This window comes from Hydrogenophaga sp. (assembly GCF_026125785.1).
Taxonomy (GTDB): domain Bacteria; phylum Pseudomonadota; class Gammaproteobacteria; order Burkholderiales; family Burkholderiaceae_C; genus Hydrogenophaga.
Window position 1 is genome coordinate 47,905 of the sequence record NZ_JAHCKL010000006.1, and the last position, 14,798, is coordinate 62,702.

Genomic DNA, 14,798 nt, shown 5'->3' on the forward strand with positions numbered 1-14,798 from the left:
CTCCGGCCCGTGGGCCATATCGTCAGGGTTTCTTGAGGCTCTCTTCAAGGGCCTTGGCGGGGTCGTCTGCCGGCTCCGAGGCTTCCGGTTCGGGCATTTCGGCACCCTCGGCCTCTTCCTCCTCGGCCTTCTCCTCGTCTTCATGCGACGAAGGTGTGTCCAGACCCGGCATGTTGCGCAGCATGTCGCTTACCTCGGCGTCGTCCACATGGACTTTGGCCTCCAGGTTGCCAGTCACCAGACCCGGGTTGAGCACCACCACAGCGACCATGATGAGCTGCAGGATGATGAAGGCGATGGACCCCTTGTAGATCTGCGCCGTGCTCACTGCGGGGATGCGCTGCCCGGTCACCGCGTCGGTGTAGTCGCTGCGCGCCGCGACGCTGCGCAGGTAGAACAGCGCAAAGCCGAAAGGCGGCGTGAGGAACGAGGTCTGCAGGTTCATCGCGAGGATCACACCAAACCAGATCAGGTCGATGCCGAGCTTGTCCGCCACCGGCGCCAGCAGCGGCACCACGATGAAGGCGATCTCGAAGAAATCGATGAACATGCCGAGCACGAACACCAGCAGGTTCACGAACAGCAGGAACCCCATGGGTCCGCCCGGCAGCTTGTCGAACAGGTGCTCGACCCAGACATGGCCATCGGCGGCGTTGAAGGTGAAGCTGAACACCGTCGAGCCGATCAGGATGAACAGCACGAAGATGGACAGCTTGGTGGTGTTCTCCAGCGCCTGCTTGAGCAGGCTGCACGACAGGCTGCGTCGCGAGGCGGCCATGATGAGCGCGCCCAGCGCACCCATGGCACCGCCTTCCGTGGGCGTGGCAATGCCCAGGAAGATCGTGCCGAGCACCAGGAAGATCAGCACCAGCGGCGGAATCAGCACGAACGTGACCTGTTCGGCCAGGCGGGAGAGCAGGCCCAGCCGCGCAATGCGGTTGATCAGCGCCAGCACCAGGGCCAGCAGCGAGCCGATCGTGATCGACATGATCAGGGTCTCGTCTCCCGGCGCAGGGACCTCGCGGCCGATCAGCGGGTTCATGATGCTCTCGTGCATCCGCGACCAGACCACGCTGGCGGCGGCGCAGATGAGCAGCAGCACGAGCAGGGAACGGTGTCCGCTGGAGCCATCGGGCTCGTTGTAGATGCGGGCTTCTGCCGGCAGGGCGGGCACCCACTTGGGCCGCACGATGGCGACTCCTGCGACGAATGCGATGTAGAGCCCCACGAGCAGCAGGCCGGGGATCAGCGCGCCGGCGTACATGTCGCCCACGGACCGACCCAATTGATCGGCCAGCACGATGAGCACCAGCGAAGGCGGAATGGCCTGGGCCAGGGTACCCGATGCGGTGATGGTGCCGGTCGCGATGGAGCGGTTGTAGCCGTAGCGCAGCATGATGGGCAGCGAGATCAGCCCCATGGAGATCACGGCGGCGGCCACGACGCCGGTGGTGGCCGCCAGCAGTGCGCCCACCAGGATCACGGCGACGGCCAGGCCGCCGCGCACCGGACCGAACACCTGGGCCACGGTGGAGAGCAGGTCCTCCGCCATGCGGCTGCGCTCCAGGATGATGCCCATCAGTGTGAAGAAGGGAATGGCCAGCAGCGTGTCGTTCTGCATGATGCCGAACACGCGCAGCGGCAGCGCCTGGAACAGGTTGGACGGGAAAAGCCCCGCCTCCATGCCGATCAGGCCGAAGAACAGACCGGTGGCCGCCAGGGAGAACGCCACCGGAAAACCCATGAGCAGGAAGACCAGCAGGCCCGCGAACATCACGGGCACAAAGTTGTTTGCCACCAGTTCCATCATGATGCGACTCCCGCCTGGCGGGCCTTGTCCGAATGGGCCAGTTCTTCAGCAAGCTGCTCCACTTCGCTGGGCCCTTCATGGCTCAGCAAGTCCGGTCCATGCCCGGTGAGGAAGGCCACGCGCTTGATCAGTTCTGAAACGCCTTGCGCAAACAGAACGGCAAAGCCCAGGGGAATCAGGCCATACACCGGCCAGCGGATCAGGCCACCCGCGTTGGAAGACATTTCGCCCGTATCCCACGCACGCTCGAACAAGGGCCAGCCCAGGGAGGCCATCATGTAGCACAGCGGCAGCAGAAAGACCACGATGCCCACGATGTCGACCCAGTGGCGCATGCGCGGGCTGAACTTGCTGGAGAGGAAGTCGATGCGCACGTGGGCGTTGCGCAGGAAGGCGTAGCCACCACCGAGCATGAAGGCGGCGGCGAAGAGATACCACTGGATTTCCAGCAGGCCGTTGGAACTGGTGTTGAACACTTTGCGAACAATGGCGTTGCCGGCGCTGATCAGCGTGGTCGCCAGGATCAGCCACATGGCCAGCTTGCCGATCAGGTCGTTCACGGCGTCGATCAGGCGAGATATCTGTAGTAGGAGCGGCATGGAACTACCCGAAGGGAGTTGAAAGAGAACCTGGAAGTCTAAACAGCCTCAACAGACCGGGCTGTTGCAAAAAGCCCCGCCGAGGCGGGGCTTGGTGCTGCGCTGCGCAGGCGAAGCGCCTTACAGCTTGGCGGACTGCATGTAGCTGTCGAAACGCGCTTCCGTGAAACGGAACCAGAGGTTCTGGTCGCGGCGGAAGTTGGCGTAGTCGGTGTAGACCTTCTTCCAGGCCGGGTTGGTGTTGTTCAACTCGTTGTAAACCTCCATGGAGGCCTTGAAGGCTGCGTCCATGATGGCCTTGGGGAACGGCACCAGCTTGGCCTTGTTGGCCACCAGCTGCTTGAGCGCCACCGGGTTGCGGGCATCGTACTTGGCCTGCATGTCCACGTGGGCGAAGGCCGATGCGGCTTCGACGATGGCCTTGTTCTCGGCAGACAGGCTGTCATAGGCCTTGCGGTTGATGAACACGTCCACCTGCGGGCCGCCTTCCCACCAGCCGGGGTACACGTAGTAGGGTGCCACCTTGTAGAAACCCAGCTTCTGGTCGTCGTAGGGGCCCACCCACTCGGCCGCGTCGATGGTGCCCTTCTCCAGCGCCTGGTAGATCTCGCCACCAGGAATGTTCTGGGGCACCGCGCCCAGGCGCTCGACGATCTTGCCGGCGAAGCCGCCGATGCGGAACTTCAGGCCCTTCATGTCGTTGAGGGTCTTGAGCTCCTTGCGGAACCAACCGCCCATCTGGGCGCCGGTGTTGCCGTTGGGGAAGTTGATGATGTTGTAGTTGGCGTAGAACTCGCGCATCAGCTTGAGGCCGTTGCCCTCGAACATCCAGGCGCTCATCTGGCGGCTGTTCAGGCCGAAGGGAATGGCCGCGCCGATCGCGAAGGTCGGGTCCTTGCCGAAGAAGTAGTAAGGCACGGTGTGGCAGCACTCCACGGTGCCTTCCTGGACGCCGTCCACCACGCCGAAAGCAGGCATCAGCTCGCCGCCCGGGTGCACCGAGATGGTGAACTTGCCACCCGACATCTCGCCCACCTTCTTGGCGAACACCTCACCCGCGCCATAGATGGTGTCGAGGGCTTTGGGGAAACTGGAGGCCAGGCGCCAGCGGATGGTGGCCTGGGCATGCACGGCAGGTGCCACGCCTGCGGCCAGCACGCCTGCGATGCCGGTGTGCTTGATGAGGGAACGACGATCCATGTTGATTGACTCCGAAGTTGGGTATGGATACACAAGCGGCCCATGCACAGGGACAGGGCCGCAGACCGAAGGGGTCAGAGGCCATTGTAGAAACGGACCTGAGGGGGGATTCGGGGGTTTTCCCTCGAAAAACGCCTCGCTGGTGCAAGGCGTTCAGCCTCTTGCAAGCTTTCTGACAGCCTCGTGCCAGCCTGCCCCTGTTTTGGTGCACGCGCAGGTGCGTGATCCGTTCAGCCTACGGCTTTGAGGGATGTCGGCACCTGCTGCAGAAGCGCGCCGAAACGCGTGCGGACCGAGGCCTCGATGCCTTGCGCATCCAGCCCCTGCAAGGCCAGCAGCTTTGCCGGGTCGCCATGTTCGATGAACTCGTCGGGCAGGCCCAGCTGAAGCACCGGCAGCGTGACGCCTTCGGCCTGCAGCGCCTCCAGCACGACCGAGCCCGCACCGCCCTGGATGCAGCCCTCCTCCACCGTCACGATGGCCTCGTGCGTGCGGGCCAGTTCGCGCAACAGGTCCAGATCCAGCGGCTTGGCCCAGCGCATGTTCGCCACGCTGGCCCCCAGCTTTTCACCTGCCGCCAGGGCCGGGTACAGCAGCGTGCCGAAAGCAAGAATGGCCACGCCACGCCCCTGACGCCGCAGTTCGCCGCGACCGTAGGGCAAGCCTTCGAGGCCAGGCGGCTGCGCCGCGCCCACACCGGCACCGCGCGGGTAGCGCACCGCCACCGGGTGGTTTTGCGCAAATGCGGTGCTGAGCAGTTGCCGGCACTCGGCCTCATCGGCAGGGCAGGCCACCGCCATGTTCGGAATACAGCGCAGAAACGCAATGTCGTAGGCGCCTGCGTGTGTTGCGCCGTCGGCCCCCACCAGGCCGGCTCGGTCCAGTGCGAACACCACCGGCAGGTTCTGCAGGGCAACGTCATGGATCAGTTGGTCGTAGGCTCGCTGCAGGAAGGTCGAGTAGATCGCCACCACCGGCTTGAGTCCTTCGCAGGCGAGGCCGGCGGCAAAGGTCACCGCGTGCTGCTCGGCAATGCCCACGTCGAAATAGCGCGCCGGGAAACGGCGTTCGAACTCGACCATGCCCGAGCCCTCGCGCATCGCGGGCGTGATGCCGATGAGGCGCGGGTCAGCCGCTGCCATGTCGCACAGCCAGTTGCCGAACACCTGGGTGAAGGTGGTCTTGGGTGGCGTGGCCGGTTTGGTCAGTCCGACAGCGGGGTCGAACTTGCCCGGTCCGTGGTAAGCCACCGGGTCGGCCTCGGCCAGTTTGTAGCCTTGCCCCTTCTTGGTGACCACGTGCAGGAACTGCGGCCCGCTGTCGGAATCGAGCAAGTGCCGGATGTTCTCCAGCGTGGGAATCAGCGAATCCAGATCGTGCCCGTCAATGGGACCGATGTAGTTGAAACCGAACTTCTCGAACAACGTCGCCGGGACCACCATGCCCTTGGCGTGCTCTTCGAGCCGCTTGGCCAGCTCGAACAGGGGTGGCGCCCCCTTGAGCACCTGTTTGCCCACGCTCTTGGCGGCGGCATAGAACTGGCCGCTCATGAGCTGTGCGAGGTAGCGGTTGAGCGCGCCCACCGGCGGCGAGATCGACATGTCGTTGTCGTTGAGCACCACCAGCAGACGGCCATCGGCCACGCCCGCGTTGTTCAGCGCCTCGAACGCCATGCCCGCGGTCATGGCGCCGTCGCCGATGATGGCCACCGAACGGCGCCCCTCGCCCTTGAGCTTGGCGGCCAGCGCCATGCCCAGCGCGGCGGAAATGCTGGTGGAGGAATGCGCGGTGCCGAAGGTATCGAACTCGCTCTCGTCACGGCGCGGGAAGCCGCTGATGCCACCGAGTTGGCGCAGCGTATCCATGCGGTCGCGCCGGCCGGTAAGGATCTTGTGCGGGTAGGTCTGGTGGCCCACGTCCCAGACCAGCCGGTCCTCCGGCGTGTTGAAGACGTAGTGCAGCGCCACGGTGAGCTCCACCGTGCCGAGGTTGGAACTGAGGTGCCCACCGGTGCGCGCCACACTGTCCAGCAGAAAGCTGCGCAATTCATCGGCCAGCGGCGGCAGCTGGGCTCGGCTGAGGCGGCGCAGGTCCTGCGGCGACTCGATGGTGGACAGCAGAGAGCTCATGGGCAGGGTCATGGGATGTTGTGGTGCCGCGCGAGGGGTCTTGGGGTCGTCTTTTGGGATCGTCAATAGGCACGCCGGCCCACCCAGTCGGCCAGCGCGTGCAGGATGCCGGCATCGGGCAGGCCGCTGTGGTCAAGGGCCTGGTGCGCCTCATCGATCACGGAGTCGGCATAGGCCTGGGCCGCTTCCAGGCCCAGCAGGGACACGAAGGTCGGCTTGTCGGCGGCGGCGTCCTTGCCTGCCGTCTTGCCCAGCGTGGCCGAGTCGGCAGTGACATCGAGCACGTCGTCCACCACCTGGAACGCCAGGCCGAGGCTGGCCCCGTAGCGCGCCAGATGAACCAGGACGTCGCGATCGGCCTGGCCGGTGGCCGCGCCCATGAGCACACTGGCCTGCAGCAGGGCACCTGTCTTCTTGCGGTGCATGGCCTCGAGCGCGGGCTGGTCCAGCACGTGGCCCACGCTGGCCAGGTCCACGGCCTGACCGCCGGCCATGCCGTTCGCGCCGGCAGCCCGGGCCATCTGGCGACACAGCTGAGCGGCCATGGCCGGCCCCACGCTGCCATCGTCCGGCACCAGCAACTCGAAGGCCAGGGCCTGCAAGGCATCGCCGGCCAGCAGGGCCTGGGCCTCGCCGTACCGCACGTGCACCGTGGGCTTGCCCCGGCGCAGCACGTCGTTGTCCATGCAAGGCATGTCGTCGTGCACCAGCGAATAGGCGTGGATGAGTTCAACCGCACACGCGGCACGCATGGCCGCCTCGGCAGAGCCCGCCACGGCCTCGCTCGCGGCCAGCACCAGCAAAGGGCGCAGCCGCTTGCCGCCATCGAGCACGGCGTAGCGCATGGCGTCGCCCAGCCCGGCCGGCGCGTCGGCAGAAACCCATTCCGAGAGCGCGGCTTCCACCGCATCCTGTCGGGCCTGCCGCCAGGCGACAAACGCACCCTGGTCCGACAGCACCGCGCTCACGGGGAACCGTCCAGGGGTTTGAGCTCGTTGCCTTCGAGCACCTTGATCTGTTGCTCCACCGCGTCCAGCCGGGCACGGCAGAAGGCCAGCAGTTCGGCGCCCCGCTGGTAGTGGGTGAGCAACTGGTCCAGGGGAAGCTGGCCGCCATCGAGCTGCGCCACCAGCTTCTCGAGTTCCGCAAGGGCTGCCTCGTAGCTGGCCGGCGCACGCGCGGAGCGGGGGGCTGGGGATGTGGTCATAGGATTCTGTCGTCGTGGGCCGTGGAGGCCGGCGGGCGGCGGTGCCTCGGGCACCCCGAAAGGGTTCGGGCACGCCGCTTGCAAGCGCCATTTTATGCCCAGGACGCCCCGTTCACCCCCGGGGTACAATCCGCCCTCTTTTTTCCTCTTCTCATACTGACGGGCCCCGTGGCCCGGAGGGACGCACCACTTCACCCACCCCGCGCGAATTCGTCTGACGAGCACAGCGCTTACCCTGCCCCTTCATAGGGGGAGTCTCTAGGTCAGGACCACGATGTCTGATTTAAGTCTTCAACTGCAGCAGGCCGCAAGCCAACTTCCGGTTTCCAGCTACTTCAGCGAGGCGCTGTTCCAGCGCGAAAAGGAAACACTCTTCCAGCGCGGGCCCCGGTATGTGGGGCACTCACTCTCGGTACCCCAGCAGGGGGACTACCACGCACTGCCGCAGGAAAACGGCGGCAGGGCCCTGGTGCACACCGCCAGCGGCATCGAACTGGTCTCCAACGTCTGCCGCCACCGCCAGGCCCAGATGCTGCGCGGACGAGGCAACCTGATGGAGACCCGCAGCGGCAGCGCGGGCGGCAACATCGTCTGCCCCCTGCACCGCTGGACCTACAGCGGCGTGCATGGCGAGCAGGCCGGCCAGTTGCTCGGCGCGCCCCATTTCGAGCAAGACCCCTGCCTGAACCTGCGCAACTACCCGCTGCGTGAATGGAATGGCCTGCTGTTCGAGGACAACGGCCGCGACGTCACCGCCGACCTCGCCGACATGGGGCCGCGCGCCGCGCTCGACTTCGAGGGCATGGTGCTCGACCACGTGGAACTGCACGAGTGCAACTACAACTGGAAGACCTTCATCGAGGTCTACCTGGAGGATTACCACGTGGCGCCTTTCCACCCGGGTCTGGGTGGCTTCGTCACCTGCGAGGACCTTCGCTGGGAGTTCAAGCCCGGGTACTCGGTCCAGACCGTGGGCGCAGCCAACCTGCTTGGCAAGGCTGGCAGCCCGGTCTATCAGCGCTGGCACGAGCAGCTCATGCAATACCGCCAGGGCCAGGTGCCCGAACATGGCGCGATCTGGCTGACCTACTACCCGCACATCATGGTGGAGTGGTACCCGCATGTGCTGACGGTCTCCACGCTGCACCCGATCAGCGTGGACAAGACGCTCAACATGGTGGAGTTCTACTACCCGGAGGAAATCGCCGCCTTCGAGCGCGAGTTCGTGGAGGCGCAGCGCGCGGCCTACATGGAGACCTGCATCGAGGACGACGAGATCGCTGAACGCATGGATGCGGGGCGCAAGGCGCTGCTGGCGCGTGGCGACAACGAGGTGGGGCCCTACCAGAGCCCGATGGAAGACGGCATGCAGCACTTCCACGAGTGGTACCGCCGGCACATGGCCGGTGCCCCCACGCTCGAAGACTGAAGGAGCGGCCCATTCGCTTGCCAGTCCGCCCCACCTTGGCCCCGGGAGCCTGAACATGCAGGCCTGGTGGGTTGTCCTGGCATCGCTGCTCTTCGCCTCCATGGCGGTGTGCATCAAGTACGCCGCGGCGTACTTCAACAGCTTCGAGGTCGTGTTCTACCGCGGCCTGTTGGGCATGGTCTTCCTCATGGGCATGGCGCGCATGCAAGGCATCTCCCTGCGCACCAGCGTCCCCATGATGCATGCCTGGCGCGGCGTGGTGGGCGTGATTTCGCTGACCACCTGGTTCTACGCCATCGCCCACCTGCCCCTGCCCACCGCCATGACGCTGAACTACATGAGCAGCGTCTGGATCGCGACCTTTCTGCTGGGTGGCGCGCTGCTCATGCAAGGCCGCAACGCGCCCATCCGTCAGCAAGGCCCGCTCTTTCTCACGGTGATCACCGGCTTTGCTGGCGTGGCGCTGATGCTGCGGCCGTCCCTGAACGAAGACCAGGTGGTGGGCGCGTTCGTGGGCCTGCTGTCAGGGGTGTTCGCGGCCCTGGCCTATCTCCAGGTGGCGGCGCTTTCGCGCGCGGGCGAACCGGAGAGCCGCGTGGTGTTCTATTTTTCGCTCTGTGCCACGCTGGTGGGCGGGATGGGTATGGCCTTCACGGGCATCAGCGACTGGCACTGGCCCTCGGCGCTGTGGCTGCTGCCCATCGGCCTGTTGGCGGTGCTGGGCCAGCTCTGCCTGACACGCGCCTACTCGCGTGGCGCCACCATGGTCGCGGCAAGCCTGCACTACACCGGCATCGTGTTCGCCGCGCTCTACAGCCTGCTGCTGTTTGGCGAGCACATCCCGTTGGTCGGCTGGCTCGGCATGCTCCTGATCGTGGCCAGCGGTGTCGCGGCTTCGGTGCTGCGCGCACGCGCCGTACCCAATGCCCCGGCAGAAGAGCACTGAATACCGCTCTGCCGCACAATGCGGACATGTACACCACCCTGATTTCCGCCGCCGAGCTGCGGCAACTGATGGACAGCGGCCGACCCTTGAGCGTGCTCGACTGCAGTTTTGACCTCATGAACGCCGACGCCGGCCAGGCGCAGTTCGAGGCCGAGCACATCCCCGGCTCGCTCTACGTCCATCTGGACCGGCACCTGAGCGACAAGACCGGCGCAGACCGTGCCAGCGGGGGGCGTCACCCCTTGCCATCGCGCGAGACCTTCGCACGGCGCCTGGGCGACCTGGGCGTGTCCAACGATGCGCAGGTGGTGGTGCTGGACCGCCAGGGGGCCAACTACTGCGGACGCCTCTGGTGGATGCTCAAGTGGAGCGGCCACGAGGCCGTGGCGGTGCTCGATGGCGGGCTGCCCGCCTGGAAAGCGGCCGGCGGCGCCATTGCGCAGGGCCCTGCAAGCGCCCCCGCCACGACCCGCTTCGAGTTGCGTCCACCGCTGGCCCACACCGCCTCCACCCAGGACATCCTGGACACGCTGGGCCGACCCGGGTTGACCTTGATCGATGCGCGGGCACCTGCCCGCTTCCGCGGCGAAACCGAGCCATTGGACCCGGTGGCCGGCCACATTCCGGGGGCCCTGAATCGCCCGTTCGGCCTGAACGTGACCCCCGATGGCCGATTCCGGCCGGTGGACGAATTGCGCGCCGAGTTTCACCGCCTGCTGGCGGGTCGCGACCCCGCCAGCGTCGTTCACCACTGCGGCAGCGGCGTGAGTGCGATCCCCAACCTGATCGCCATGGAACTCGCCGGACTGGGTCGCGCCCGGCTGTACCCGGGCAGCTGGAGCGAATGGAGCAATACCCCCGGAACGCCTCGCGCACAAGGCTGACCTTGAAGGACAGCATGTCTTTCACGCCCCCGCTGAGGTCGCTGGCCAACCCGCCTCAAGAGCGCCTGCAGAAAGCCGATATTTCCAACAGGACCTCCTTTCGCCAACCCCGGCCCAGGTCCTCGCCAGCCCCATGCCCAGCCGCCTGACTCCGCAGGAGACCTCCAACCACGACATCACCGGCCACCGCAGCAGCAAGGCAACCATGCTGCTGCTCACGATGCTGATCGGCGTGGCCGCCGTGTTCGTGGCTGTGGCAGACCTGCTGCTGGCCCCGCCAGGCCAGCGCGAGGCTTGGGTATCCGCCATCCTGGCCTTGATCGCGGGCAGTTGCCACCTGCTGGTGCGCAAGGGCTACCTGCGCCTGGTGGCCCACATCATCGTCGCGGGCCTTCTGCTCACCGCCATCTTCTCGGTGCTGACGTATGGATCGGTGCGCACCGCGGTGGGTTTTCTGTTCGTGGGCGCGGTGGTCGGCGCGGGCATCTTTCTCGAACGCACCGCGCTGCTCGTGACGCTGATCGCCACCGTGGCGGTGCTGGGACTGCTCACCTGGGCCGAAGTACAAGGCCTGCTGCCGGGAAGGCCGTACTTCGAGGTCGGCGTGCGGGTGTGGATCATCTACTCCGCCACGCTGCTGGTGGTGGCCATCATGGTCTACCACAGCCGCATGCGCACACGCGACGCGCACCGCAGCCAGATGGCGGAACTGGAGCGCCGCAAGAAGACGGAGCAGGAACGCGATCGCAACCTGGAGCGTTTCGCCCGCATCTTCCGCACCAACCCCATTCCCATGGTGGCGCAGTCGGCACGCTCGGGCATGATCCTGGACGTCAACCCGGCTTTCGAGCGGTGCTACGGCTACCAGCGCGCGCAGGTCCTGGGCCGCCAGGACGCGTTTCTGTGGGCGCGGCCCCAAGAGCGCGAGACCTTCATGGCCTACCTGTTCACCGCGCGGCGAGCCGAGCAATACCCGGCCCAGGGTCTGCGCGCCGACGGCAGTGTCTTCGATGCCCTGATCTCCAGCGAGATGGGCGACGACCGCGAAGACAGGCTCATCATCACAACCATCGCCGACGTCAGCGCGCAGAACGAGGTGCTGGAGCGCCTGCGCCGTTCGGAGGAGCGATTCTCCAAGGCCTTCAACTTCAGTCCGCTGAACATGACGCTGACCCGGCTGGCGGACGGATCTTTCATCGAGGTCAATCGGGCACAAGACAAAGCCCAGGGACTCTCGCCCGAAGAGCACAAGGGCAAGACATCGGTGGAAATCGGCGCCTGGCTGACGCAGCAAGACCGGGAGGTCTTCGTCGCCAAGCTGCTGCGCGAGGGCCGCATCGATGGCTACGAGACGCGCATGCGGCACAAGGATGGGCATCTGGTGGACACCCGCGTGTGGGCGGAGCTGGTGGAGGTGGACGGCGAGCGCTGCATCCTCTCGTGCACCGTCAACATCAGCGATGAAAAGCGGCGCGAGGCCCTGCTGCTGAACGTGGCGCGCGGTGTCGCGGCGGAAACCGGAGAGGCCTTCTTCGGCGCACTCACGCGCCACCTGGGCGAAGCGGTGGAAGCGGACATGGTGGTGATTGGCGAATGCCGTGAAGATGGCCGCGTGCGCACGCTGGCCATCGAACAGCACGGCAGCGCGGCCTCCAACTTCAGCTTCAACCCGCAGGGCACTCCTTGTGGCCAGACGCTGATGCAGCAGGACATGCTGGTGTGTGCCAGCGGTCTTGCGGAGCAGTTTCCGCAGGCCACCAGCCTGATCGCCTCGGGTTGCCAGGCCTACCTGGGCAAGGCGCTGCGCGATGCCGACGGTACGCCGATCGGCGTGATCTTCGCGCTCTGGGGCCGGGAGGTGGAGATCGGCCAGGGCACCCAGGCCCTGATCGCCATCTTTGCCAGCCGCGCGAACGCCGAGTTGGTGCGGCTGCGCCGCGACCGGGAAATCCAGCAGTTCAATGAAACGCTGGAACAGCGTGTGCGCGAGCGCACCGCCGACCTGCAGACCCTCAACGCGGAGCTGGACTCCTTCGCCTACTCGGTCTCGCACGACCTGAAGTCACCGCTGCGGGCCATCGACGGGTTCACCCAACTGCTGCACGAATCCGCCGGCGAGCGCCTGCAGGCAGACGAGCGGCAGTTGCTGGAACGCGTGCTGCAGGCCACCGCTCGCATGGGGACGCTCATCAACGATCTGCTGGCGCTCGCGCGCGTGAGCCAGGGCAAACTGGACCGGCAACTGCTGGACCTCAGCGCGATGGCCGAGCAGGTCTTCAAACAGGAGCGCCAGAGGCATCCGGCACGCGATATCCGCCTGCGACTGACCCCTGGGCTGTGGGCCCATTGCGACCCGCGCCTGACACGCATTGCACTGGAGAATCTGTTTGCCAATGCGGTCAAATACAGCCGCACGCGCGAGGTGAGTGAAATCGAATGGGGCCGTCTGGAAGCACAGGGCGACCAGCCTGAGCGCTTTTTCATCCGCGACAACGGTGTGGGCTTCAACGTGGCGTACGCCGACAAGCTCTTCAAGCCCTTCCAGCGTCTGCACATGCCCAGTGAGTTCGAAGGCACGGGAATTGGCCTGGCCACGGTGCGGCGGATCATCGAGCGCCACGGTGGCTCCATCACGGGTGAGAGCCAGCCCGGCGAGGGCGCCACCTTCAGCTTCTGGCTCGGCTAGGGTCTGTTCACACGCTGTCCCCGGTGTATAGGGCATGGGCGAAGTGCCCATGCCAGGGCGAATGCCTCAGTGCCAGTGGGCCAGGCCGCTCACGACGGTCACCAGGCCTATGCCACCCAGCAGCCAGGCCACCTGGGCCACGGTGGCCCGCAGGCCCAGGCGCTTTTGCAGTTGCGGAATGAGGTCGGCCAGCGCCACGTACACGAAGCTGCTGGAGGCCGCCACCAGGAAATACGGCAGGTAGTCCTGCAGACGGGTCAGCAGGAAATAGCCGACCAGGCCGCCCAGCGCGGTGACGGTGCCCGCGAGCGAGACCTTCACCAGCGCCGCCGCGCGCGAGTTGCCCGACGTCTGGCGCAGCACCACCAGATCGCCCATGTGGTGCGGTACCTCGTGGGCCAGCACCGCCAGTGCGGCCACCACGCCCAGCCGCAGATCCGCCATGAACGCGGAGGCGATCAGGATGCCGTCGCCAAAGGCATGCACGCTGTCGCCGGCCAGCACGGCCCAACCACCGGACCGCGGGCCATGGTGGTGGTGACCATGGTGATGTCCGTGGTCGTGTCCATGGGCCTGGGCATGGTCGTGGTCGTGCGCCTCGTCGTGCCGGTGCTCATGCCCGTGGTGCCAGAGTTCGGCCTTGTCCAGCAGGAAGAAGAACACCAGTCCGCCCAGCAACAGGGCAAAAAGCTCGTGCGCGCTGGCCTCGCTCTCGAAGGCCTCGGGCAGCAGGTGCATGAAGGCGGTGGCCATCAGCGCACCGGCCGCCAGGCTGAGCATGTGCTGGGTAAACCGCGCCAGCATGGCAAAACCCAGCAGCGCGGCCAGCCACACGCTGCCCACACCGGCAGCCACAGTTCCAATCAGGATCGCAATCAGGGTCATGTTGTTCGTTCGGTACGGCCAGACTCAGCGGTGCTTCAGACACAAAAAGGGCCGCTCTCGGCGGCCCCAGGACGGTGCACAAAGGCCTCAGGCCACACCGTGTTGCTTGAACCATGCCAGGGCCCGCTTCCAACCATCTTCCGCCGGCTCCTTGCGGAAACTCGGCCGGTAGTCGGCGTGGAAGGCATGCGGCGCATCGGGATACACCACGAAGGTCGACGCCTTCGCCGCCGCATTGCCAGCCGCCAGCGCAGCCTTCATCTTATCAACCGTGTCCAGCGGGATGCCGGTGTCCGCCGCGCCATACAGACCAAGCACCGGACCGTGCAGCTTTGCGGCCACGTCCACCGGCTGGCGGGGGGTGAACTCGGTTGCATCACCCACCAGACGCCCGTACCAGGCCACGCCAGCCTTCACCGCCGGGTTGTGCGCGGCATAAAGCCAGACCTGGCGACCACCCCAGCAGAAGCCGGTGATGCCCAGCTTGCTGGTATCGCCTCCGTTGGCCGCCGCCCACTTCACCGTGGCATCCAGATCACCCAGCACCTGCGCATCGGGCACCTTGGAAATCACCTCGGAGATGAGTTTCGCCATCTCGCCATAGCCCTGGGCATCGCCTTGGCGTACAAACAGTTCGGGCGCAATGGCCAGGTAGCCCGCCTTGGCAAAGCGGCGGGTGGTGTCGGCGATGTACTCGTGCACACCAAAGATTTCGGACAGCACCAGCACCACCGGCAGGCCGGTCTTGCCAGCCGGAGCGGCGCGGTAGGCAGGCATCTTGAAGCCGTTCACATCGATCATGACCTCCCCCACCGTCAGGCCATCGGAAGGGGTCTTGATGGCGGTCTGCGCCATCAGTGGTGCCGCGGCGACGGCATAGCCCACGCCCAGCGCGGCCTTGAGGGCGGTACGGCGGGTGGCGCCGTCCTCGGTGGTCTGGCCGGGCAGCAGTGCTTCCAGGTCCTGGGTGTGCCGATCTTCGAGCATCGTCTTGTCTCCTTTTGGGTGGGTTAAAAAGCCAAA

Annotated in this window: 12 protein-coding genes; 4 read left to right on the forward strand and 8 right to left on the reverse strand. The window is 66.0% G+C overall.

The window, feature by feature from the left end; all coding sequences use genetic code 11:
- Positions 1-22: 22 nt before the first annotated feature.
- From KIT53_RS08225 to KIT53_RS08250, 6 genes are all read right to left on the reverse strand, one after another.
- On the reverse strand, positions 23-1,807 hold the full coding sequence (locus KIT53_RS08225) for a TRAP transporter large permease subunit (RefSeq protein ID WP_297750787.1): 1,785 nt from the start codon (positions 1,805-1,807) through the stop codon (positions 23-25).
- On the reverse strand, positions 1,807-2,409 hold the full coding sequence (locus tag KIT53_RS08230) for a TRAP transporter small permease subunit (protein ID WP_297750410.1): 603 nt from the start codon (positions 2,407-2,409) through the stop codon (positions 1,807-1,809). The genes KIT53_RS08225 and KIT53_RS08230 overlap by 1 nt, the downstream gene beginning before the upstream one ends.
- Before the next feature lie 120 nt (positions 2,410-2,529).
- Positions 2,530-3,609, reverse strand: a complete 1,080-nt coding sequence (locus KIT53_RS08235) for a TRAP transporter substrate-binding protein (RefSeq protein ID WP_297750412.1) — start codon at positions 3,607-3,609, stop codon at positions 2,530-2,532.
- 230 nt (positions 3,610-3,839) lie between these two features.
- On the reverse strand, positions 3,840-5,738 hold the full coding sequence (gene dxs / locus KIT53_RS08240) for a 1-deoxy-D-xylulose-5-phosphate synthase (protein ID WP_297750415.1): 1,899 nt from the start codon (positions 5,736-5,738) through the stop codon (positions 3,840-3,842).
- 62 nt (positions 5,739-5,800) lie between these two features.
- On the reverse strand, positions 5,801-6,697 hold the full coding sequence (locus KIT53_RS08245; protein ID WP_297750790.1) for a polyprenyl synthetase family protein: 897 nt from the start codon (positions 6,695-6,697) through the stop codon (positions 5,801-5,803).
- Positions 6,698-6,702: 5 nt separating this feature from the next.
- Complete coding sequence (locus tag KIT53_RS08250) at positions 6,703-6,945, reverse strand: exodeoxyribonuclease VII small subunit (protein ID WP_297750418.1); 243 nt, start codon at positions 6,943-6,945, stop codon at positions 6,703-6,705.
- A gap of 274 nt (positions 6,946-7,219) precedes the next feature.
- On the opposite strand from KIT53_RS08250, the gene KIT53_RS08255 reads away from it, so the two are divergent.
- From KIT53_RS08255 to KIT53_RS08270, 4 genes are all read left to right on the forward strand, one after another.
- A complete protein-coding gene (locus KIT53_RS08255; RefSeq protein ID WP_297750422.1) occupies positions 7,220-8,374 on the forward strand; it encodes an aromatic ring-hydroxylating dioxygenase subunit alpha in 1,155 nt (384 codons plus the stop codon).
- A 55-nt stretch (positions 8,375-8,429) separates the two neighbouring features.
- Positions 8,430-9,320 carry a DMT family transporter gene (locus KIT53_RS08260; RefSeq protein WP_297750426.1) on the forward strand — a complete coding sequence of 297 codons (891 nt, stop codon included), beginning with the start codon at positions 8,430-8,432 and terminating at the stop codon, positions 9,318-9,320.
- Between the two features lie 26 nt (positions 9,321-9,346).
- Positions 9,347-10,204, forward strand: coding sequence for a sulfurtransferase (locus tag KIT53_RS08265; RefSeq protein WP_297750429.1), 858 nt, complete (start codon positions 9,347-9,349; stop codon positions 10,202-10,204).
- A 133-nt stretch (positions 10,205-10,337) separates the two neighbouring features.
- Positions 10,338-12,890 (forward strand): PAS domain S-box protein, encoded by a 2,553-nt coding sequence (locus tag KIT53_RS08270; RefSeq protein WP_297750432.1) that lies wholly within the window; start codon positions 10,338-10,340, stop codon positions 12,888-12,890.
- A 66-nt stretch (positions 12,891-12,956) separates the two neighbouring features.
- Here the strand turns inward: KIT53_RS08270 and KIT53_RS08275 are convergent, their stop codons facing one another.
- Entirely contained in the window at positions 12,957-13,775 is an 819-nt protein-coding gene (locus KIT53_RS08275; protein WP_297750435.1) for a ZIP family metal transporter, read from the reverse strand.
- Positions 13,776-13,862: 87 nt separating this feature from the next.
- Positions 13,863-14,762, reverse strand: a complete 900-nt coding sequence (locus KIT53_RS08280) for a dienelactone hydrolase family protein (protein ID WP_297750437.1) — start codon at positions 14,760-14,762, stop codon at positions 13,863-13,865.
- Positions 14,763-14,798: the final 36 nt, after the last annotated feature.

Coding starts and splice junctions, on each gene's coding strand:
- KIT53_RS08235 (WP_297750412.1), bottom strand. CDS start 3,609: ATGGATCGTCGTTCCCTCATCAAGCACACCGGCATCGCAGGCGTGCTG.
- KIT53_RS08255 (WP_297750422.1), top strand. CDS start 7,220: ATGTCTGATTTAAGTCTTCAACTGCAGCAGGCCGCAAGCCAACTTCCG.
- KIT53_RS08280 (WP_297750437.1), bottom strand. CDS start 14,762: ATGCTCGAAGATCGGCACACCCAGGACCTGGAAGCACTGCTGCCCGGC.
- dxs (WP_297750415.1), bottom strand. CDS start 5,738: ATGAGCTCTCTGCTGTCCACCATCGAGTCGCCGCAGGACCTGCGCCGC.
- KIT53_RS08230 (WP_297750410.1), bottom strand. CDS start 2,409: ATGCCGCTCCTACTACAGATATCTCGCCTGATCGACGCCGTGAACGAC.
- KIT53_RS08250 (WP_297750418.1), bottom strand. CDS start 6,945: ATGACCACATCCCCAGCCCCCCGCTCCGCGCGTGCGCCGGCCAGCTAC.
- KIT53_RS08260 (WP_297750426.1), top strand. CDS start 8,430: ATGCAGGCCTGGTGGGTTGTCCTGGCATCGCTGCTCTTCGCCTCCATG.
- KIT53_RS08275 (WP_297750435.1), bottom strand. CDS start 13,775: ATGACCCTGATTGCGATCCTGATTGGAACTGTGGCTGCCGGTGTGGGC.
- KIT53_RS08270 (WP_297750432.1), top strand. CDS start 10,338: ATGCCCAGCCGCCTGACTCCGCAGGAGACCTCCAACCACGACATCACC.
- KIT53_RS08265 (WP_297750429.1), top strand. CDS start 9,347: ATGTACACCACCCTGATTTCCGCCGCCGAGCTGCGGCAACTGATGGAC.
- KIT53_RS08225 (WP_297750787.1), bottom strand. CDS start 1,807: ATGGAACTGGTGGCAAACAACTTTGTGCCCGTGATGTTCGCGGGCCTG.